The following is an 18,025-nucleotide window of genomic DNA, read 5'->3' as shown; positions in this document are numbered from 1 at the left end:
GCCTGGAGGAGCCCTTGGGCGCGACGCCTCGACCGGACCCTTTCCGTGACCGCGGTCGAGTCGTCAGCCCCGGAGCAGCTCGTGGGGCGGCGAAAAAACTGCAAGAAAACTGCATCGAGTGCATCGAGCCGCGTGGGGTAGGCGCGGCGGGCAGGGGGGACGAATATGCCGCAGCGCCCGGCGACAGGGTGAGTGTCATCGGGCACCACGGCATTTTGCTGCGCTGGACCTGAAAGCAGGCGCGGCACGCCGCCCGCCAGGCGTCTAGGAGGCGAGTACCTCGTCCAGCAGCGCCTCGGCCTTGTCCTCGTTGGTGTTCTCCGCGAGAGCCAGCTCGCTCACCAGGATCTGGCGGGCCTTGGCGAGCATGCGCTTCTCACCGGCGGAGAGTCCGCGCTCGCGCTCACGACGCCACAGGTCACGCACGACTTCCGCGACCTTGATGACATCGCCGGAGGCGAGCTTCTCCAGATTTGCCTTGTAGCGGCGCGACCAGTTCGTGGGCTCCTCGGCGTACGGCGCGCGCAGCACCTCGAAGACCCGCTCCAGCCCGTCCTGACCGACCACATCACGCACGCCGACGAACTCCGCATTGTCCGCTGGCACACGTACCGTCAGGTCGCCCTGGGCGACCTTCAGCACCAAGTAGGTCTTGTCCACGCCTTTGATCTGACGAGTTTCGATAGCCTCGATCAGCGCGGCCCCGTGATGGGGATAGACCACGGTGTCGCCAACCTTGAACGTCATGTGACAGGTACCCCTTCCGTGGCTATCCAGGGTAACACGGATATGGCGTCTTCTGAATGGCGTTTTCGCAGGTCAGAGCATATCTCGGGGCTTGACAACAGCGACACGAACGTGCTGCGGACCACCTGCGGAACCGGGAATTCGCAGGTGGGAGCGGCTCTGCGTGCAGAGGGAAACATCTGCGTCACACGCCCCGGAGAGCCGCTCCGATCGGCCGAATGTACCGGTTTGCCCGCTTCCAAGCGTACGACTTCCGCTCCTCCGTTCGATGACCGGAGTCGGGTACGAGACGAATCCGGAATTGATCACGCCACCCGGCGGTGATCAATTCCGGACACGCGCGCATTCCTTCACAGAAATGTCGGCCGGAGTGTCGCGGTGTGTCGCCGGGATGCCGTCAACGGCGTCGCGGGTGTTTTTCCGAATGCCGGACACGCGTTCCGGCAAAGCGGCCCGGCGGCGATCAGCGGCCGCCCGACGTACCCCCAGCAGGACGGAAGCCCCTCGCCAGGGGAGGGTCGGGTGCGGCGCCGCGCGAACGGCTCGGTAGCCTGAGGGCGCTGACACATCCTTAAGGTGGCTTTACAAGACAAGCCGCCCCTGCGTTCAAGGAGTTGCCGCCGCCGTGAGCAGCAGCCTTCGACGCGGCGCCCTCGCCGCCTCCGCCATCGCTTTCTCGATCGCCTCGCTCGCCGCCTGCGGCGCCGGAAACAACGCCCAGACCCTGGAGATCAGGCCGGACAACGCGGCGACCAGCGTCGGGGCCATCAAGGTCCAGAACGCCCTGGTCATCACCCAGCCCGACGCCAAGGCCAACGGCCCGGCCGCCGTCGCCGCCACGCTGTTCAACGGCGGCTCGACCGACCAGACGCTCCAGTCGATCGAGGTCGCGGGCAGCAAGGAGAAGGTCGAGCTGAAGCCCGCCAAGGGCCAGCAGCTCACCGTCCCGGCGCACGGCCGTCTCATCATCGGCGGCAAGGACAACGCCTCCGCCGTCCTGGCCAGCGGCCGCGAGTCGGTCCAGAACGGCAACGCGCAGAAGGTCACCTTCACCTTCAGCAAGACCGGCGCGGTGAGCCTGCGCGCCTTCGTCGTCCCGGCGACCAGCTTCTTCAGCGGCTGGGGCCCGAGCGACGTGCCGTCCGCGCCGGCCGCCGCCACCTCCTCGCCGTCGGGCAGCCCGTCCGCGGGCGACAAGCCCGCGGGTGACACGGCGAGCGCCCCCGCGTCGGCCTCGGCGCCCGCCGCCCAGCCGAGCGACTCCGCGTCGCAGTCGGCGGCCGCGGGCCACTGAGCACGCCCCGGACATGAGTGAGGGTGGCACCCCCGGCCGGGGGTGCCACCCTCATTCACGTTCCGATCGCCCTGGCGGCCTACGGCTCGAACTTGTAGCCCAGCCCGCGCACCGTCACCAGATAGCGCGGCGCGCCCGGGTCGGGCTCGATCTTGGCGCGCAGCCGCTTCACATGGACGTCGAGGGTCTTGGTGTCCCCCACGTAGTCGGCGCCCCACACCCGGTCGATGAGCTGCATCCGGGTCAGCACCCGGCCCGCGTTGCGCAGCAGCATCTCCAGCAGGTCGAACTCCTTCAGCGGCAGGTCGACCTTGGCCCCGGACACGGTCACCACATGGCGGTCGACGTCCATCCGGACCGGCCCCGCCTCCAGCGCGGCCGGGGTGACCTCCTCCGGCTCGCCGCGCCTGCGCAGCACGGCCCGGATACGGGCGACCAGCTCGCGCGAGGAGAAGGGCTTGGTGACGTAGTCGTCGGCCCCTATCTCCAGGCCGACGACCTTGTCGATCTCGCTGTCCTTGGCGGTCACCATGATCACCGGGACGTTGGAGCGGCCGCGCAACTGGCGGCACACCTCGGTGCCGGGCAGCCCCGGCAGCATCAGGTCGAGCAGGACCAGGTCGGCGCCGTTGCGCTCGAACTCGTCCAGGCCGTCGGGGCCGGTCGCGGCGACGGCGACCTCGAAACCCTCCTTGCGCAGCATGTACGACAGGGCGTCGGAGAAGGACTCCTCGTCCTCGACGACGAGCACTCGGGTCACGGAAGGACCTCCGGGGAGGGAAGCGGAGCGTACGGGGACGGATCGGCGGGCCCGGGCTCGTCGTCGAGTTCCGGGTGCCTGGCCGCGCGGTCGCGGGCGACGCCCGCCTCCGGCAGCCGCAAGGTGAAGGTGGAGCCCTGGCTCTCGGCGCTCCAGACCGTGACCTCGCCGCCGTGCGAGGCGACCACGTGCTTGACGATGGCGAGGCCGAGGCCGGTGCCGCCGGTGGCGCGCGAGCGGGCGGGGTCGACGCGGTAGAAGCGCTCGAAGATGCGCTCCTTGTCCTTGTCGGAGATGCCGATGCCCTGGTCGGTGACGGCGAGTTCGATCAGGTCGCCGCCGGGGGCGGAGACCCGGCGCGCGGAGATGCCGACGCGGGTGTGGGCCGGGGAGTAGTTGACGGCGTTCTCGACCAGGTTGCCCAGGGCGGCGGCGAGCTGGCCGCGGTTGCCCCAGACGTGCAGCCCGGCCCGTACCGCGCCGGGCGGGTCCTGGATCGCGGTGGCCATGTTGATCTGCTTGGTACCGGCCTGGTGGCGGCAGCGGTCGACGGCCTCGGCGACCAGCTCGTCCACGCGGACCGGCTCGGCGTCCTCCAGCGGGTCGTCGTTCTGCACCCGCGAGAGGTCGATCAGCTCCTGGACCAGGTTGGTCAGGCGGGTCGCCTCGATCTGCATCCGCCCGGCGAAGCGCTGGACGGCGTCGGGCTCGTCGGCGGCGTCCATGACAGCCTCGGAGAGCAGGGAGAGCGCTCCCACGGGGGTCTTCAGCTCGTGGCTCACATTGGCCACGAAGTCACGGCGTACCGCCTCGATGCGACGGGCCTCGGTCAGGTCCTCGACCAGCAGCAGCACCAGCCGGGAGCCGAGCGGGGCCACGCGCGCGGAGACGGCCAGGGCCTCGCCCCGGCCGGTGCCGCGCCGCGGCAGGTCCAGCTCGACCTGTCGTATCTCTCCGTCGCGCCGGGTGTCGCGCGCCATCTGGAGCATCGGCTCCACGGCGAGCTTGCCGCCCCGGACGAGGCCGAGGGCGTACGCGGCGGAGCTGGCCTTGACCACGGCGTCGGCCTCGTCGAGGACGACCGCGGAGGAGCGGAGCACCGACAGCACGGTGTCCACGCCGGGCGGAAGCACCGCGTCGGTGTGCAGGGAGGTACGGGTGGGGCGCTTCTGGTCGCTCTCGCTCCAGCGGAACGCCAGCATGGCGATGACACCGGTGAGCACACCGGCGATCGCTGCCGCTGCGGCGACCGCCGCGTTCACGTCCATGGCTCAAGGTTAGGCATGCCGTACGGCCTGACCACAGCCGCCGTCGTGCGACCTCGGGCACTCGTCGCCCAGAGTTCACCTTCACGCCAGTGATGGTTCATTCGGGAGGGCGGAAACGGACGCGTACGGGACGGAACGTGGGAGCGTGGGGTTCGGCCAGGAACTTGGGGCCCCCGACGACACGTAGTAGGAGAGGGAACCTGATGCGGGACGCGTACCACGAGGAACTGGACTCGATCGGCGACGGTCTGGTGGAGATGGCCCGGCTGGTCGGCTCCGCCATCGGGCGCGCCACCACCGCCATCCTGGACGCCGACCTGAAGCTGGCCGAGAGCGTGATCGAGGCCGACCAGCGGGTCGACGAGCTCCAGCACGACCTGGAGGCCCGCGCGATAGCCCTGCTGGCGCGGCAGCAGCCGGTGGCGACGGACCTGCGCATCGTCGTCACCTCGCTGCGGATGTCGGCCGACCTGGAGCGCTCCGGCGACCTCGCCCAGCACGTGGCCAAGCTGACCCGGCTGCGGTTCCCCGAGCGCGCGGTCCCGCAGGACCTGCACGCGACCATCCTGGAGATGGGCCAGCTCGCGCAGCGCCTGATGGCGAAGGCGGCGGAGGTCATCATCACCAAGGACGTCGACCTCGCGCTCCAACTGGAGCAGGACGACGACGAGATGGACCTCCTCCACCGCACCCTCTTCCAGCACCTCATCGACGACCGCTGGAAGCACGGCATCGAGACGGCGGTCGACGTCACCCTGCTGGGCCGCTACTACGAACGCTACGCGGACCACGCGGTGGCCGTCGCGAAGCGGGTCGTCTACCTGGTGACGGGCGAACACGCGGACGAGATCCAGCAGGAGGGGTCCGGGGGCTGAACCATCCTCCGGGGGGGGCCGGGCGCCGACCGGGCCGCCATTCCGGCCCGCTCGGCCGAGTAGGTGCCCTGAGTACGCGTGCTCATGCGCGCCCCCACCGGGCGCCCGCACGCTGCGTCCATGACCGAAACCCTCCCGGCCCCGAGACGCCGGCTCCCCTGGTCCCGCAGGACACGCCTGGGCGTGGACCTGGCCCTGGCGATCCCCCTGTTCCTGCTGGAGATCGTCTGGGTGGTGTTGGACGCGATTTACGGCGTCGGCCTGGAGGTATGGGCGGCGCAGGGCGACCAGGCGCGGATCGACGCGGCGGACCTCGCGTTCATGGATCGGCTGCAGGTGCTGCGGATCGTGGTGGTCGTCCTGGCCGTCCTGGCGGCGGTCTTCCGCGCCCGCTGGACAGTGATCGCCCACCTGCTGATGGCCCTCCTGCTGGGCGGCGCACTGGCGGGGGAGCAGCACGACTGGGAGAAGAGCCACTCGACACCGGGGTGTGTGCGGTACAGCGCGAATTGCTGAGAGCGGCAGGCGCTTTCCATGCCGTGAATCATGGGCGCAGGGGGCTCGTGGTGGTGATTCGCGGCGTGCGGGCGCATCTGTGCGCCGTTGATGCGCCCGGTGGGGCGGGCATGAAATGGGCGGGGGCACTTGGCCCCCGTGTCGAGGAGGACCGATGCCCGAATCCCCGAGCACCACGCCCGACCCCACCCAGGACCGCGACACCGAACAGGCCGCCCGGCTCAGGAGCCTCCCGCTGGTGGCCGCCTGCGGCTGCGGCTCGGGCTGCGGCTGCGGCTGCCAGCAGGGCGCGCCCTGCCAGTGCGGCTGAGGACGACGGCTTGTGCGCGGGGCCCCGGCCGGTCCGGTGCCCCGCGTCGGATCAAGTAGCAGGTCAGGCGCCCTGCGGTACGGGCCTGCGCCCGCGAGCGGACACCCCGACCACCCCCGCCACGAGCACCGATGTCACGCACCCGGTGGCCAGTACCGGGCTCGGGGTGAAGGTGACCGCGAGGACGGCGAGGACGCCCGCCGCCCACAGGGCGTCCAACGCGCCGGGCCCGGCCGAGCCGCGGTGCAGCAGCCGCAGTACGGCGATGTAGAGCGCGACCGGCACGGTGTACGCCGTCGCGACCGCGAGCCTGCTCAGGTGCGCGTGCCCCGTGAGGTCCGCGATCTCGACGGCGAGCCCGGCGCCGACGGCCGCGGCTGAGGCGTAGACGACGTAGTGCCCGTAGCCCCAGCGGAGCGCCGTACCGAGGGAGTTGAGCTTCTCGGCCGCGCTCTGGGTGAAGTACAGCCACCACATGGCGAAGACGGTGAGGATGCCGCCGATCACGAGCGGGGCGATGTCACCGAGGGAGACCTCGGTGTCGAGGGCGGCGCGGACGGTGGCGGTCGCGGCGGTGATGGACTCGCCGAGGACGATCAGGGTGAACAGGCCGTACCGCTCGGCGATGTGGTGCGGGTGCCAGGTGGTGCGTCCGGCGCGCTCCGCCCAGGCGGGGACGGCGAGTTCGGCGACGGCGAGCACGAGGAAGGACGGCAGCCCGGCGCCGTCCGGCAGCCACAGCCGCGCGACCCAGCCGAGCTGGACGACGAGGATGCCGGCCGCGTACCGCAGACACGTCCGCCGCCGCTCCGGGTCGTTGCGGGCGGCGCGCAGCCACTGGCTCACCATGGCCAGCCGCATCACGACGTACCCGTAGGTGATGACCGTGAAGTCGTACTCCTCCAGCGCCTTCGACGCCCCCGCCGCCAGCACCAGCGCACCGGCGATCTGGAGGAGGGTGAGCAGGCGGTACGGCACGTCGTCGGTGTCGTAGGCCGAGGCGAACCACGTGAAGTTCATCCACGCCCACCAGATGGCGAAGAACACGAGCGCGTACCCGAGCACCCCGTGCCCGACCTTCCCACCCGCCAACTCGTGCTCGAACGCGGCCGCGGTCTGGGCCACGGCGGTGACGAAGCAGAGGTCGAAGAAGAGCTCCAACACGGTCGCGGTGCGGTGCCGTTCGGTGCTGGGGCGGGGGAGCATGGGGCGGTGCCAGGCGCTGCCGCTGGGCTGTGGGTGGTTCATGACGTCCCGTCATCCGAGTACGCGGAGCCCTGCGGGGGCCTTGCCGGGCATCCATGCTGCCGCACACCGACGCTCACACTGCGTCAGCTGGACATCATCCACCGCGAGGAACCGTTCACCGAGGTGGACTGGGGGTACGGGCCCCCGCGATACCTGCACTCCGAGCATGTCCGACCCACTTCTTCGAAGCGGCCGCCACGACGGGCGACGCGATGCTCGTATGGCTCGACTGACCTATGCCCGTGCGAGTTGTCAGTGCCCAGGACTAGGGTCACTCGCGCGCGGTCGGCTTCCGGAGGTTCCAGCTCCGCAGGGAATGGTTGACATCCCCGGCCTGTACGGGGGCGGCCCGGAGAAGGTGTGTCCGGGACCCAACCGACGGTCGGGCTTCGCCGATGGCCAAGCGGTGACCTGCCAGCGCCGACCGCGCACCGCCGCGAAGATCCTGCGACATGACGATCGCAGACTCGTACGCCCGAACCGGGCCAAGGCTCCCACCCCCGGAGAAAGCGCGGGCGGGAGCCTTGACGAGTACTTCGGGAAGAGGTGGGGCTACTTCTTCTTGCCCTGGTTCTTCACAGCCTCGATCGCGGCCTTGGCCGCTTCCGGGTCGAGGTACTTGCCGCCGGGGGTGAGCGGCTTGAAGTCGGCGTCGAGCTCGTAGTAGAGCGGGATGCCCGTGGGGATGTTCAGGCCCGCGATGTCCTCGTCCGAGATGCCGTCCAGGTGCTTGACCAGGGCGCGCAGCGAGTTGCCGTGGGCGGCGACCAGGACGGTGCGGCCGTCGAGGAGGTCGGGGACGATGTCGTCGTACCAGTAGGGGAGCATGCGCTCGACGACGTCCTTGAGGCACTCCGTCTGAGGGCGGATCTCCGGCGGGAGGTCGGCGTAGCGGGCGTCGTCGAACTGGGAGTACTCCGCGTCGCGGGGGAGCGGCGGCGGCGGGGTGTCGTACGAGCGGCGCCAGAGCATGAACTGCTCCTCGCCGAACTCGGCCAGCGTCGCCGCCTTGTCCTTGCCCTGGAGGGCGCCGTAGTGGCGCTCGTTCAGGCGCCAGCTGCGCTCCACGGGAATCCAGTGGCGGTCCGCGGCCTCCAGCGAGAGCTGGGCCGTGCGGATCGCGCGCTTCTGGAGGGACGTGTGGACCACGTCGGGCAGGAGATCGGCGTCCTTCAGCAGCTCGCCACCGCGTACCGCCTCCTTCTCGCCCTTCTCGTTGAGGTTGACGTCCACCCAGCCGGTGAACAGGTTCTTCGCGTTCCACTCGCTCTCGCCGTGGCGGAGGAGGATCAGCTTGTACGGTGCGTCGGCCATGCCTCAGAGCGTAATCCACCCCTTCGGCACGCCGTCCGGCCACCGACGCTTGACGGCTTCTGTTAATCCAGTGGCCTCCGGCGACCCCACCCCGGTAAGTTCCGAGTACCGCAAGCGCCACTTACCGGGGGGTCCCGTCCATGTCCACCGCCGTACCGGGCCGGCTGGCCGCCGCCGCCAGGTCATCCGTCTCCGGGCTCCCCCGCGCCTTCTGGTGGCTGTGGGCCAGCACCCTCGTCAACCGGCTCGGTGCCTTCGTCGCCACCTTCATGGCGCTGTACCTCACCCTCGACCGCGGCTACTCGGCCTCCTACGCCGGTCTCGTCGCCGCCCTGCACGGCCTCGGCGGGGTCGTCTCCTCGCTCGGCGGCGGGGTGATGGCCGACCGGCTCGGCCGACGGCCCACCCTGCTGATCGCGCAGCTCGGCACCGCGCTCTCCGTCGCCCTGCTCGGTTTCATGCACGATCCGGTGGCCATCGCGGCCGTCGCCTTCCTGGTCGGCGCCGCCAGCAACGCCTCCCGGCCCGCCGTGCAGGCGATGATGGCCGACATCGTGCGCCCCGAGGACCGGGTACGGGCCTTCTCGCTGAACTACTGGGCGCTCAACCTCGGCTTCGCCGTCTCCTCCATCGGCGCGGGCTTCATCGCCGAGTTCAGCTATCTCGCCGGGTTCCTCATCGAGGCCGGGATGACGCTGGCCTGCGCGATCCTGGTCTTCCTCAAGCTCCCCGAGTCCCGGCCCGCGCCCGCCGCCAAGGAGGCCGGGGAGCCGGAGATCGGCCTCGGTACGGTGCTGCGCGACCGGCGCTACATGGCGGTCGTCGGCCTGTCCTTCCTCGTCGCCCTCCTCTTCATGCAGGGCTCGGTCGGCCTGCCGGTCGCCATGGGCCAGGCCGGGTTCTCCCCCGCCGACTACGGCACCGCGATCGCCGTCAACGGCGTCCTGATCGTCGCCCTCCAGATCCCGGTCACCCGCTTCATCGAGCATCGCGACCCGCGCCGTCTGCTGGTGATCTCCTCGCTGCTCGCGGGCTACGGCTTCGGGCTCACCGCCTTCGCCGGGTCGGTCGGTGTCTTCGCGGTCACCGTCTGCGTGTGGACCCTCGCCGAGATCGTCAACGCGCCGACCCAGACCGGCCTCGTGGTCCGCCTCTCCCCCGTCCACGGCCGCGGCCGCTACCAGGGCGTCTACAGCCTGTCCTGGTCCGTCGCCGCCCTGGTCGCCCCGCTGATGTCCGGCGCGGTCATCGACCACCTCGGCGCCGAGTGGCTCTGGGGCGCCTGCGCGGTCATCGGCACGGTGGCGGGCCTGGGGTACGCGCTCCTGATGCGGGGGCTGCCGACGGAGGTCGCGGAGATCACCGCCCCCGCGGCCCCGGCCCGCCCCGCCGTGGAGAAGGCCGCCTGACCTATGGGTGCCTGCCCTATGGGTGCCTGACCCATGGGTGCCTGACCCATGGGTGCCTGCCCTATGGGTGCATCACCTATGTGTGCATGACCTATGGGTGCATCCTCGCCCCCTTCACCACCTTGTCCACCCCACCCTTCGGGCCGTACACCGCCAGGCCGACCAGATCCAGGTCGGCGGTGGGTACGGCCCGTACGGCCGCCCGGTTGTCGGTGTCGTTGCCGGTCGAGAAGAGATCGGCGGTGAACACGGCACGGGGCAGCGAACGGCTCAGCACACGCGCGTGAGCCGCCCGCAGCACCTCCTTCGTGGCCTCGAAGACCAGCACCGGCTGGCGGAACATCGGCAGGTAGGCGACCCCGTCGGCATCCTCGTACGGGGCGCCGATCACCTCGGGGACCTGGCTGCCCAGGCCGCTGACCAGGAAAGATGTGACGTTGAGGCGCTGCCAGGGCGCGAGGTCGTCCCGGAGGAGCACGGCGATCTTGGTGTCGAAACGCAGGGGCTGTTCGTCCATGCCCCGAGACTGCCGACCACCGCCCCGCCGGGTCTTGTACGTTTCTTGCGTGGCCGCTGACCAGCCGGAAGTCTCCGCATGGCGCCCCTCGGTACCGGGTGTCGTGGAGGTCTTCCACGCCCGGTTCACCGAGTACGCGTACCCGATGCATGTGCACGACGCCTGGACGCTGCTGATCGTGGACGACGGCGCCGTACGGTACGACCTCGACCGGCACGAGCACGGCACCCCGCGCGACACCGTCACCCTGCTGCCCCCGCACGTCCCGCACAACGGCTCCCCCGCGACCCCGCACGGCTTCCGCAAGCGCGTGCTGTACCTGGACGGCAGCAGGCTGAGCCATGACCTGATCGGCTCCGCCGTCGACCAGCCCGACCTGCGGGACCCTGAACTGCGCGCACACGTAGGCCAGTTGCACCGCGCCCTGGTCCGCCCCGGCGACGAACTGGCCGCGGAGAGCGGGCTCGTGCTCGTCGGTGAGCGCCTGCGGGACCACCTCCGCCGCCGCGACCCCGAACCGCCGCGCCCCGACCCGGTGTTGGCCCGCCGACTGCGTGAACTCCTCGACGAGCACCTCGCCGACGGCCTCACCCTGAGCGAAGCCTCCGGACTACTTCACGCCCATCCCGCCCACCTGGTACGGGCGTTCAGTGCCGCGTACGGCATCGCCCCGCACCGGTACCTGACCTCACGAAGAGTCGGCCGGGCCAGGCGGCTGCTGCTGGACGGGCTGGCGCCGGGCGAGGTGGCGGTGGCGACCGGGTTCTACGACCAGGCCCATCTGACCCGGCACTTCAGGAAGTTGGTGGGAGTGACGCCGGGGCGTTATCGCAACGGCGCCTGAAGCAGGCTCAGTCGCGGTCCAGCAGATGCGCGAACGCGTCCAGGTTGCGGGTGGACTCCCCGCGTGAGACGCGCCAGGCGTGCTCGCGGCGGATCGCGGAGGCGTAGCCCAGTTCCAGCAGGGTGTTGAAGGCGCCGTCGGCCGCTTCGAGGATCTGACCGAGCAGGCGGTCGATCTCCTCGGGGGTGACGGCGGCGAGCGGGACGCGGGCGGTGACGTAGACGTCGCCGTGCGTGTCGACCGCGTAACTCGCGCCGTACAGCTTGAGGTTGCGCTCCAGCAGCCAGCGGTGGACGCCCGCCTCGTTCTCGTCGGGGTGCCGGATCACGAAGGCGTTGACGGAGAGGGTGTGGCGGCCCACCAGCAGCGAGACGGTGGTGGAGAGCTTGGCGGTGCCGGGGAGGGTGACCACGTAGGACCCCGGTCCGGGGTTCTCCCACTCCAGCTCGGCGTCCTTCAGCGCGTCCTCGACGGTGCGTGCGGCCCGTTCCGTCGCCTCGGTGTCAGCCATGCTGCGAGCGTACGCGACGGCGGTGGGACTGGGTGGCGGCCGTGTACGCGTCGGCGGTGGCGGCGGCGGAGGCGTCCCAGCCGAAGCCGAGGGCGTGCCGGGCGGCGGCCGCGCCCATGCGGTCGGGCAGGCCGGGGTCGTCGGCGAAGCGGCGCAGCACGCGCGCGTAGTCGGCGGGGTCGTGGCCCTGGACGAGGAAGCCGGTCTCGCCGTCGCGCACGGCCACCGGCAGGCCGCCGACCGAGGCGGCGAGCACCGGCGTGCCGGCCGCCTGCGCCTCGATGGCGACGAGCCCGAAGGACTCGTTGTAGGAGGGCATGACCAGCACGGACGCGGCCCGGAACCAGTCCGCGAGCTGCTCCTGCCCGACCGGCGGCCGGAACCGCACGACATCCGCGATACCGAGCCGCGCGGCGAGCTTCTGCAGCCCCTCCGGCTTGGCGAGACCGCTCCCGCTGGGCCCGCCGACCACGGGTACGACGATCCGGCGGCGCAGCTCGGGGCGCTCGTCCAGCAGATGGGCCACGGCGCGCAGCAGCACGTCGGGGGCCTTGAGGGGCTGTATGCGGCCCGCGAAGAGCGGTATCAGCGCGTCCTGCGGCAGGCCGAGGCGGGCGCGGGCGGCGGCGCGGCCGTCAAAGGGGCGGAAGCGGTCCAGGTTGACGCCGGGGTGGACGACGGCGACCTTGGCGGGGTCGGCGTCGTAGTGCCGGACCAGCTCCGCGGCCTCCTCGGCGGTGTTGGCGATGAGGCGGCGGGCGGCGGAGACGATCTGGGTCTCGCCGATGACGCGGGCGGCGGGCTCGGGGGTGTCGCCGGTGGCCAGGCTGGCGTTCTTGACCTTGGCCATGGTGTGCATCGCGTGCACCAGCGGGACGCCCCAGCGCTGGGCGGCGAGCCAGCCGACGTGGCCGGAGAGCCAGTAGTGGGAGTGCACGAGGTCGTAGTAGCCGGGGCGGTGACCGGCCCATGCCTGCATCACGCCGTGGGTGAAGGCGCAGAGCTGGGCGGGCAGCTCCTCCTTGGCCAGGCCCTCGTAGGGGCCCGCGTCGATGTGCCGGACGAGGACGCCGGGGGCGAGCTGGACGGTGGGGGCGAGGTCTCCGGCGGTGGCCCGCGTGAAGATCTCGACCTCGATATTGATCGCGGCCAGCCGCTGGGCCAGCTCCACGATGTAGACGTTCATGCCGCCCGCGTCGCCGGTGCCGGGCTGGTGGAGCGGTGAGGTGTGCACGGAGAGCATGGCGACCCGGCGGGGCCTGCGGTGCAGCCGCAGCCGCGGGGACGTCGCCGGGGAGCGGCGCCCGAGCCTGCTGACGTACTGGCTCACTGGGCTTCCTCCTCGTTGCGGCACGCCTGCCCGGAGGACCGTCCGAGTCCTCCGAGGGGTGCAACAGCGGAGGGGGTTGTTCCCATTTCCCGATCAAGCGGTTTTACCCAATCATGACCTCCATTCGCTCAACCGTTCGGCCGGAGGTCACCGCCGGGCCCGCTTACCCTCATAGACATGGCACCCCGCACGACCCGCCCCGTAGGCACGGTGACGCGCGGGACGACCAACCCCAACCGGCTCCGCCGCATGGACCGCTGGATCGCCGCCACCCACGGCGCCGAACTGCGGCGCGCGGCCGACCCGCTGGCCATCGACCTCGGCTACGGGGCGGCCCCCTGGACCGCCGTCGAACTGCTCGGCAGGCTCCGCACCGCCGCCCCGCACGCGCGCGTGGTCGGCGTCGAGATCGAACCGGAGCGGGTCGCGGCGGCGAAACCGTACGAGCGCGACGGGCTCGCCTTCCGGCACGGCGGTTTCGAGATCCCGGTGCCCGGCCGCCCGCTGCTGATCCGGGCCGCCAATGTGCTGCGCCAGTACGACGAGGAGCAGGTCGCCGCCGTGTGGCGGGGGCTGTGCGCGCGGCTGGCCCCGGCGGGCGAGGGGTCGCGCGGGGGGCTGCTGGTGGAGGGCACCTGCGACGAGATCGGGCGGCGGCACGTCTGGGTGGCGCTCGGCCCGGAGGGGCCGCGCACGGTGACCTTCGCCACCCGGCTCGGCTCGCTGGAGCGCCCCTCCGACCTGGCCGAACGGCTGCCGAAGGCGCTGATCCACCGCAATGTGCCGGGCGAGCCGGTGCACGCCTTCCTGCGTGACTTCGACCGCGCCTGGGCCGCCGCCGCGCCCTACGCCGCCTACGGCGCCCGCCAGCGCTGGCTGCGCACGGTCCGGGACCTCACGGCCGACTGGCCGGTGACGGACGGCCCCGCGCGCTGGCGGCAGGGCGAAGTGACGCTGACCTGGGAGGCGTTGGCGCCCCGCTGACGCTGGTTCACCTGTTCGAGGGAATCGCGGGGAGTTCGGGATCTGGGGGGAACGATCTCCGGGTCCGGTTCGTCAGACGGTCGGGAAGATCGCGGGAAGTATCGCGGGAAGATCGCGGGGTGGCGTGGGGGGCCGGGGAAGTACGACTTCGTACGACCTCTGTCACTTCGCGCGGGATCGTGGCACGATCCTGCGGACGGACCGTAAGTTACTGACGGTAAATCAGCTTGGGGGGACTGTTATGGGTAGGGGCCAGCGCGGGCTGCTCGCCGCCGCCGTGACCGTGGTCTGCGCGGTGACCGTACTGGCGGTGCCGGGCACGGCGTTCGCGTCGGTACCGGCCGGACCCGCCGAGCCCTCCGCGGCACCCTCCGCGAGCGCGACCCCGGCGCCCACTCCCGCACCGGCCCCGGTTCCCGACGCCGAACTGGAGAAGGTCCGCGCCCAGCTCGACGGGCTGTATCACGACGCGGCCGTCGCCACCGACGCCTACAACGCGGCCGAGGAGAAGACGCGGAAGCAGTCCGTCCAGCTCGCCCGGCTGGAGAAGCGGACCGCCGCGGCCCGTACGAAGCTGGCCGAGCTGAAGAACCAGGCGGGGGCCGCCGCCCGCGCCCAGTACCGGGACAGCGGACTGCCGCCCATGGCGCACTTCCTGCTCAGCGACAACCCGGAGCGCTTCGCGGACGGCGCCGGGACCCTGCTGAACGGCGCGCGGGCCACCAAGAAGCTGATCGCCGAGACCGATCGCGTCGAGCGGCAGCTGAAGCGGGACACCGACGACGCGGCCGCCCGCTGGACGAAGCTGGAGCAGGACCGCAAGGACAAGGCCGCCGCCCAGAAGACGGTCCAGGAGCGGATCGCGGACGCCGAGAAGCTCGAATCCCGGCTGGAGAAGAAGGAGAAGGAGCGGCTGGCCGAGCTGGAGCGGCAGGCCGCCCGCAAGGCACAGGCCGCCTGGCTGGACACCGGCGTCCTGAAGAAGGAGGCCGACGCCGCGATCGGCAGCGCGTCCGGCAGTGCCACCGCCACCTCCGCCGGGGCCAGGGCGGTCGCCTTCGCCACCGCCCAGCTCGGCAAGCCGTACGTCTGGGGAGCCGAGGGCCCCGACTCCTTCGACTGCTCCGGCCTGACCTCCCAGGCGTGGGCCGACGCGGGCACCCCGATCCCGCGCACCTCGCAGGAGCAGTGGCGGCAGCTGCCGCACGTGGACGTGACGGAGATGCGCCCCGGCGACCTCGTCATCTACTTCGCCGACGCCACCCACGTCGGGATGTACCTGGGCGACGGCAAGATAATCCACGCCCCGCGACCGGGCCGTACGGTCACCATCACGGGCGCGGGCACCATGCCGATCCTGGGGGTCGTACGCCCGGACGCGTGACCGGCGCCACACCCCGGCCCGCCCTGTGACCAACGGCACGCGGGCGGGGCGGAACCAAGTGAGCTTCGTCATCCCGAGGCCCCCGCCGAGCCGCCCAACTGCGGTACGGAGCACGGCATATGACAGCGGTCTACGCGTTCCGGACGCGGTCCGCCCCATTCCGTCCGGGCGGCCGGTACCGCTAGGGTCACCGGTCGGCGGCCCGAGGACCCTCGACGCCGCCGTGCCCTCGGGGGGAGGGAAGGAAACCAGGACATGCCCGTACCCGTACCGCGGCAGAGAGCAGTCCCGGCCGCCGAGTGCGGTCCGGCGCAGGTCTCGGCCGTAGCCCTCACCGAAGAGGCGCACCGCGACACCGCCGCCCTCGGCGTGGCGCTCACCGTGCTGCTCGTCGAGGACGACCCGTCCGGCGCGCTCGTCCCCGAGCTGCGGGACTCGGCCGGCCGGCCGATCCGCGTGCGTACCGCCCGCAACCTCACCGAGGCCGGACGGCTGCTCACCCCCGAGGTGCAGTGCATCCTGCTCGACCTCGCCCTCCCGGCCGCCGGCCGTACCGACACCGAGGACGGCGACGAGCTGGCCGTGCTCCGTCAGGTGCTGGAGCTGGCACCCCGGCACGCCGTGATCGCGCTGACCGCCTCCGGCGACGCCGAGCGCGGCGCCGAGGCCGTGCGCGTGGGCGCCCAGGACTACCTCTTCCGCGACGAGCTGGACAGCAGGCTGCTCAGCCGCGCCATCCGGTACGCCGTGGAGCGCAAGCGTTCCGACACCGCCGAGCGGCGGCTGGCGGAGGGCAGGCTGCGCGCACAGGAGAACCGGCGCCTGGAGCGCGGGCTGCTGCCGACGCCACTGCTGGAGGGCGCCGCGCTGCGGTTCGCCGCGCGCTACCGCCCCGGCCGCTCCCGCGCGCTGCTCGGCGGCGACTTCTACGACGCCGTCCGCACCCCCGACGGCACCGTGCACGCCATGATCGGCGACGTCTGCGGCCACGGCCCGGACGAGGCCGCGCTCGGCGTGGAGCTGCGCATCGCCTGGCGGGCGCTGACCCTGGCCGGGCTGTGCGGGGACGATCTGCTGGGCACGCTCCAGGAGGTGCTGGAGCACGAGCGCTCCGACGACGAGATCTTCGCGACCCTCTGCACGGTGGACATCGCCCCCGACGGCCGCCGCGCGGGCCTCTGCCTGGCCGGGCACCCCGCCCCGCTGCTGATCCGCCCCGGCGCGACCCCGGTCCCCCGGCTGCTCCCCTTCGACAACAACGGCCCCGCCCTCGGCCTCCTCCCGGGCGCCCGCTGGCCCCGCACCCAGGTGGAGCTGGGCGCCGAGTGGAGCCTCATGCTCTACACCGACGGCCTGATCGAGGGCCGCACCTCCCCCGGCGGCCCCCGGCTCGGCCAGGACGGCATGGTCGACATGATCCACCGCCAGCTCTCCGAGGGCCTGCGCGGCGAGGAACTGCTCCGCGCCGCCGTCAGCGAGGTCCGCCACCTGAACGGCGACGAACTGACGGACGACGTGGCCGTGGTCCTGCTGGACCGGGTGGCGTAGGGGCTGCCACGAGGGGGCGGGTGTTCGCCGTCCCGCTGAACCGGCGGAGCCCTCAGCGGCCGCCGTTGTACGGGCCGTACGGGCCGTCGCTGCTGCTGCCGCCCCGGCCCTTGCCGCGGCCCCAGCCGCCTCGGTTGCCGCCGGTGAGCGCCTTGACGGCGGGGCGGACGTCGACGAGGTAGACGATGCTGGCGACGGCGCCCGCGATCGGCAGGATGGACAGGATCGAGAAGAGGTAGCTGACCACGAGGGCGATGCCCAGGATGATCAGCCAGAAGATCTTGTTCTGCTTACCGGCCGCGCGGAACGCGTCCTCACGCCGAATGGCGGCGTCGAACAGCCCGAACGCGGCCAGCGCCATGAGGACGATCTTCAGGAGTCCCATGAACCCCTCGAAGCCCAGCATCAGCATGTTGCCCACCGCTCCTTGCTTTTCGGGGCCTTCTGGTTCGCTGCCGTCACGCTACCCGGAGAACGGGCCGGGCACCCCGATGGTGCCCGGCCCGTACTTCTTGCGCCGTCCGCCGTCACTTGGCCGGAGGCGTCGGCTTCTTCGTCTGCGGAGCCTTGCGGGCGGCGGCCGGGGCCGGAGCCGGGGTCGGCTTCTTCGCGACGGGCTTCTTCGCGGCGGCCGGGTCGGGCTTGGCGACGGCCGGACCGGCGGCACCGGCGGCAGGCTTCGGGGTCTCCTTGATGACGCCCGGCTCGGGCTGGCCCTCGACCGCGATGGCGAGGTCCTCGATCTCCTCGGCGGCGTCGCCGCGCCAGGTCCGCACGGCCTGCTCGCCGTGCTCGGCGACCTTCTCGTACGCCTCACGCGCCTTGACGGCGTACTCGGCGGCGACGCCGACGCCGCGCAGGGCGAGGTCCTGGGCCTGCTCGCCGACCTTCTTCAGGTCGACGTCGAGGGTGCCGATGAACCCGTTGACCTTGGTCTGGATGGTCTCCTGCGCCTCCTTGGCGCGGGCGGTGGCCCGCTCCTGCACGACCTTCGGGTCGGTGCCGCGCACCTTCTCGATCTGCGCCGGGGCCTCGGCGCGCAGCTGCTCGACCAGCGAGGGCACCTTGCGGACCTGCCGGATGGCGAGATCGGCGGTACCGGCGGCGAAGTAGAGCGGAGTCGGGTCGCTGAGGGTCTTGCGCAGGTCGTCGGTGATGGCCATGGT

Annotated in this window: 19 protein-coding genes; 9 read left to right on the top strand and 10 right to left on the bottom strand. The window is 71.8% G+C overall.

Annotated elements, in window-relative coordinates; translation table 11 throughout:
* Positions 1-264 precede the first annotated feature (264 nt).
* A complete protein-coding gene (locus ACI2LY_RS26005) occupies positions 265-747 on the bottom strand; it encodes a CarD family transcriptional regulator (RefSeq protein WP_050374646.1) in 483 nt (160 codons plus the stop codon).
* A gap of 625 nt (positions 748-1,372) precedes the next feature.
* On the opposite strand from ACI2LY_RS26005, the gene ACI2LY_RS26000 reads away from it, so the two are divergent.
* The gene (locus ACI2LY_RS26000; protein ID WP_404709259.1) at positions 1,373-2,041 is read left to right on the top strand and encodes a DUF461 domain-containing protein; all 669 of its coding nucleotides are present in this window, start codon (positions 1,373-1,375) and stop codon (positions 2,039-2,041) included.
* Positions 2,042-2,120: 79 nt separating this feature from the next.
* On the opposite strand, the gene ACI2LY_RS25995 is transcribed toward ACI2LY_RS26000, so the two are convergent.
* Together ACI2LY_RS25995 and ACI2LY_RS25990 are read right to left on the bottom strand one after the other, a co-directional pair.
* Complete coding sequence (locus tag ACI2LY_RS25995; RefSeq protein ID WP_031183999.1) at positions 2,121-2,801, bottom strand: response regulator transcription factor; 681 nt, start codon at positions 2,799-2,801, stop codon at positions 2,121-2,123.
* Complete coding sequence (locus ACI2LY_RS25990; protein WP_404709258.1) at positions 2,798-4,069, bottom strand: sensor histidine kinase; 1,272 nt, start codon at positions 4,067-4,069, stop codon at positions 2,798-2,800. The genes ACI2LY_RS25995 and ACI2LY_RS25990 overlap by 4 nt, the downstream gene beginning before the upstream one ends.
* Positions 4,070-4,272: 203 nt before the next feature.
* Between ACI2LY_RS25990 and phoU the strand changes: the two genes are divergently transcribed.
* From phoU to ACI2LY_RS25975, 3 genes are all read left to right on the top strand, one after another.
* Positions 4,273-4,944: a phosphate signaling complex protein PhoU gene (phoU, locus tag ACI2LY_RS25985; RefSeq protein WP_404709257.1), complete on the top strand. Its 672-nt coding sequence runs from the start codon at positions 4,273-4,275 to the stop codon at positions 4,942-4,944.
* 120 nt (positions 4,945-5,064) lie between these two features.
* Positions 5,065-5,460, top strand: coding sequence for a DUF6234 family protein (locus ACI2LY_RS25980; RefSeq protein WP_404709256.1), 396 nt, complete (start codon positions 5,065-5,067; stop codon positions 5,458-5,460).
* Positions 5,461-5,614: 154 nt separating this feature from the next.
* Positions 5,615-5,770, top strand: coding sequence for a hypothetical protein (locus tag ACI2LY_RS25975; RefSeq protein ID WP_404709255.1), 156 nt, complete (start codon positions 5,615-5,617; stop codon positions 5,768-5,770).
* Positions 5,771-5,833: 63 nt separating this feature from the next.
* On the opposite strand, the gene ACI2LY_RS25970 is transcribed toward ACI2LY_RS25975, so the two are convergent.
* Both ACI2LY_RS25970 and ACI2LY_RS25965 read right to left on the bottom strand, forming a co-directional pair.
* Positions 5,834-7,018, bottom strand: coding sequence for a low temperature requirement protein A (locus ACI2LY_RS25970; RefSeq protein ID WP_404709254.1), 1,185 nt, complete (start codon positions 7,016-7,018; stop codon positions 5,834-5,836).
* Between the two features lie 552 nt (positions 7,019-7,570).
* Complete coding sequence (locus ACI2LY_RS25965; protein WP_404709253.1) at positions 7,571-8,332, bottom strand: phosphoglyceromutase; 762 nt, start codon at positions 8,330-8,332, stop codon at positions 7,571-7,573.
* Between the two features lie 140 nt (positions 8,333-8,472).
* On the opposite strand from ACI2LY_RS25965, the gene ACI2LY_RS25960 reads away from it, so the two are divergent.
* On the top strand, positions 8,473-9,741 hold the full coding sequence (locus ACI2LY_RS25960; protein ID WP_404709252.1) for an MDR family MFS transporter: 1,269 nt from the start codon (positions 8,473-8,475) through the stop codon (positions 9,739-9,741).
* A 91-nt stretch (positions 9,742-9,832) separates the two neighbouring features.
* Here the strand turns inward: ACI2LY_RS25960 and ACI2LY_RS25955 are convergent, their stop codons facing one another.
* Entirely contained in the window at positions 9,833-10,258 is a 426-nt protein-coding gene (locus ACI2LY_RS25955) for a DUF2000 family protein (RefSeq protein ID WP_381075475.1), read from the bottom strand.
* A 49-nt stretch (positions 10,259-10,307) separates the two neighbouring features.
* Between ACI2LY_RS25955 and ACI2LY_RS25950 the strand changes: the two genes are divergently transcribed.
* A complete protein-coding gene (locus ACI2LY_RS25950; RefSeq protein ID WP_404709251.1) occupies positions 10,308-11,102 on the top strand; it encodes an AraC family transcriptional regulator in 795 nt (264 codons plus the stop codon).
* Positions 11,103-11,109: 7 nt separating this feature from the next.
* On the opposite strand, the gene ACI2LY_RS25945 is transcribed toward ACI2LY_RS25950, so the two are convergent.
* Both ACI2LY_RS25945 and mshA read right to left on the bottom strand, forming a co-directional pair.
* Complete coding sequence (locus tag ACI2LY_RS25945) at positions 11,110-11,613, bottom strand: YbjN domain-containing protein (protein ID WP_404709250.1); 504 nt, start codon at positions 11,611-11,613, stop codon at positions 11,110-11,112.
* Positions 11,606-12,943 (bottom strand): D-inositol-3-phosphate glycosyltransferase, encoded by a 1,338-nt coding sequence (gene mshA, locus ACI2LY_RS25940; protein ID WP_404709249.1) that lies wholly within the window; start codon positions 12,941-12,943, stop codon positions 11,606-11,608. The genes ACI2LY_RS25945 and mshA overlap by 8 nt, the downstream gene beginning before the upstream one ends.
* 177 nt (positions 12,944-13,120) lie before the next feature.
* Here mshA and ACI2LY_RS25935 point away from each other — a divergent pair, with 177 nt between their 5' ends.
* The 3 genes from ACI2LY_RS25935 (at position 13,121) to ACI2LY_RS25925 (ending at position 16,859) form a co-directional block, all read left to right on the top strand.
* The gene (locus ACI2LY_RS25935) at positions 13,121-13,927 is read left to right on the top strand and encodes a class I SAM-dependent methyltransferase (RefSeq protein WP_404709248.1); all 807 of its coding nucleotides are present in this window, start codon (positions 13,121-13,123) and stop codon (positions 13,925-13,927) included.
* 241 nt (positions 13,928-14,168) lie between these two features.
* A complete protein-coding gene (locus ACI2LY_RS25930) occupies positions 14,169-15,311 on the top strand; it encodes an NlpC/P60 family protein (RefSeq protein ID WP_404709247.1) in 1,143 nt (380 codons plus the stop codon).
* Between the two features lie 255 nt (positions 15,312-15,566).
* Positions 15,567-16,859 carry a PP2C family protein-serine/threonine phosphatase gene (locus ACI2LY_RS25925; RefSeq protein WP_389005251.1) on the top strand — a complete coding sequence of 431 codons (1,293 nt, stop codon included), beginning with the start codon at positions 15,567-15,569 and terminating at the stop codon, positions 16,857-16,859.
* Between the two features lie 52 nt (positions 16,860-16,911).
* Here ACI2LY_RS25925 and ACI2LY_RS25920 read toward each other — a convergent pair whose 3' ends face one another.
* Together ACI2LY_RS25920 and ACI2LY_RS25915 are read right to left on the bottom strand one after the other, a co-directional pair.
* Positions 16,912-17,271 carry a DUF2516 family protein gene (locus ACI2LY_RS25920; protein ID WP_393595328.1) on the bottom strand — a complete coding sequence of 120 codons (360 nt, stop codon included), beginning with the start codon at positions 17,269-17,271 and terminating at the stop codon, positions 16,912-16,914.
* A gap of 115 nt (positions 17,272-17,386) precedes the next feature.
* On the bottom strand, positions 17,387-18,022 hold the full coding sequence (locus ACI2LY_RS25915; RefSeq protein WP_404709246.1) for a hypothetical protein: 636 nt from the start codon (positions 18,020-18,022) through the stop codon (positions 17,387-17,389).
* Positions 18,023-18,025: the final 3 nt, after the last annotated feature.

It is taken from the genome of Streptomyces sp. NPDC002176, assembly GCF_044903645.1.
Classification (GTDB): Bacteria; Actinomycetota; Actinomycetes; order Streptomycetales; family Streptomycetaceae; genus Streptomyces.
The sequence above is the reverse complement of the archived record's forward strand: the minus strand, read 5'-3'. Positions and strand labels throughout refer to the sequence as shown.

What these genes read in the sequence shown, in the direction of transcription:
- ACI2LY_RS25975 (WP_404709255.1), top strand. Translation starts at nt 5,615, where the DNA reads ATGCCCGAATCCCCGAGCACCACGCCCGACCCCACCCAGGACCGCGAC.
- ACI2LY_RS25965 (WP_404709253.1), bottom strand. Translation starts at nt 8,332, where the DNA reads ATGGCCGACGCACCGTACAAGCTGATCCTCCTCCGCCACGGCGAGAGC.
- ACI2LY_RS25915 (WP_404709246.1), bottom strand. Translation starts at nt 18,022, where the DNA reads ATGGCCATCACCGACGACCTGCGCAAGACCCTCAGCGACCCGACTCCG.
- ACI2LY_RS25945 (WP_404709250.1), bottom strand. Translation starts at nt 11,613, where the DNA reads ATGGCTGACACCGAGGCGACGGAACGGGCCGCACGCACCGTCGAGGAC.
- ACI2LY_RS26005 (WP_050374646.1), bottom strand. Translation starts at nt 747, where the DNA reads ATGACGTTCAAGGTTGGCGACACCGTGGTCTATCCCCATCACGGGGCC.
- ACI2LY_RS25925 (WP_389005251.1), top strand. Translation starts at nt 15,567, where the DNA reads ATGCCCGTACCCGTACCGCGGCAGAGAGCAGTCCCGGCCGCCGAGTGC.
- ACI2LY_RS25920 (WP_393595328.1), bottom strand. Translation starts at nt 17,271, where the DNA reads ATGCTGATGCTGGGCTTCGAGGGGTTCATGGGACTCCTGAAGATCGTC.
- ACI2LY_RS25935 (WP_404709248.1), top strand. Translation starts at nt 13,121, where the DNA reads ATGGCACCCCGCACGACCCGCCCCGTAGGCACGGTGACGCGCGGGACG.
- ACI2LY_RS25930 (WP_404709247.1), top strand. Translation starts at nt 14,169, where the DNA reads ATGGGTAGGGGCCAGCGCGGGCTGCTCGCCGCCGCCGTGACCGTGGTC.
- ACI2LY_RS25955 (WP_381075475.1), bottom strand. Translation starts at nt 10,258, where the DNA reads ATGGACGAACAGCCCCTGCGTTTCGACACCAAGATCGCCGTGCTCCTC.
- ACI2LY_RS25990 (WP_404709258.1), bottom strand. Translation starts at nt 4,069, where the DNA reads ATGGACGTGAACGCGGCGGTCGCCGCAGCGGCAGCGATCGCCGGTGTG.
- ACI2LY_RS25970 (WP_404709254.1), bottom strand. Translation starts at nt 7,018, where the DNA reads ATGAACCACCCACAGCCCAGCGGCAGCGCCTGGCACCGCCCCATGCTC.
- ACI2LY_RS25980 (WP_404709256.1), top strand. Translation starts at nt 5,065, where the DNA reads ATGACCGAAACCCTCCCGGCCCCGAGACGCCGGCTCCCCTGGTCCCGC.
- ACI2LY_RS25960 (WP_404709252.1), top strand. Translation starts at nt 8,473, where the DNA reads ATGTCCACCGCCGTACCGGGCCGGCTGGCCGCCGCCGCCAGGTCATCC.
- phoU (WP_404709257.1), top strand. Translation starts at nt 4,273, where the DNA reads ATGCGGGACGCGTACCACGAGGAACTGGACTCGATCGGCGACGGTCTG.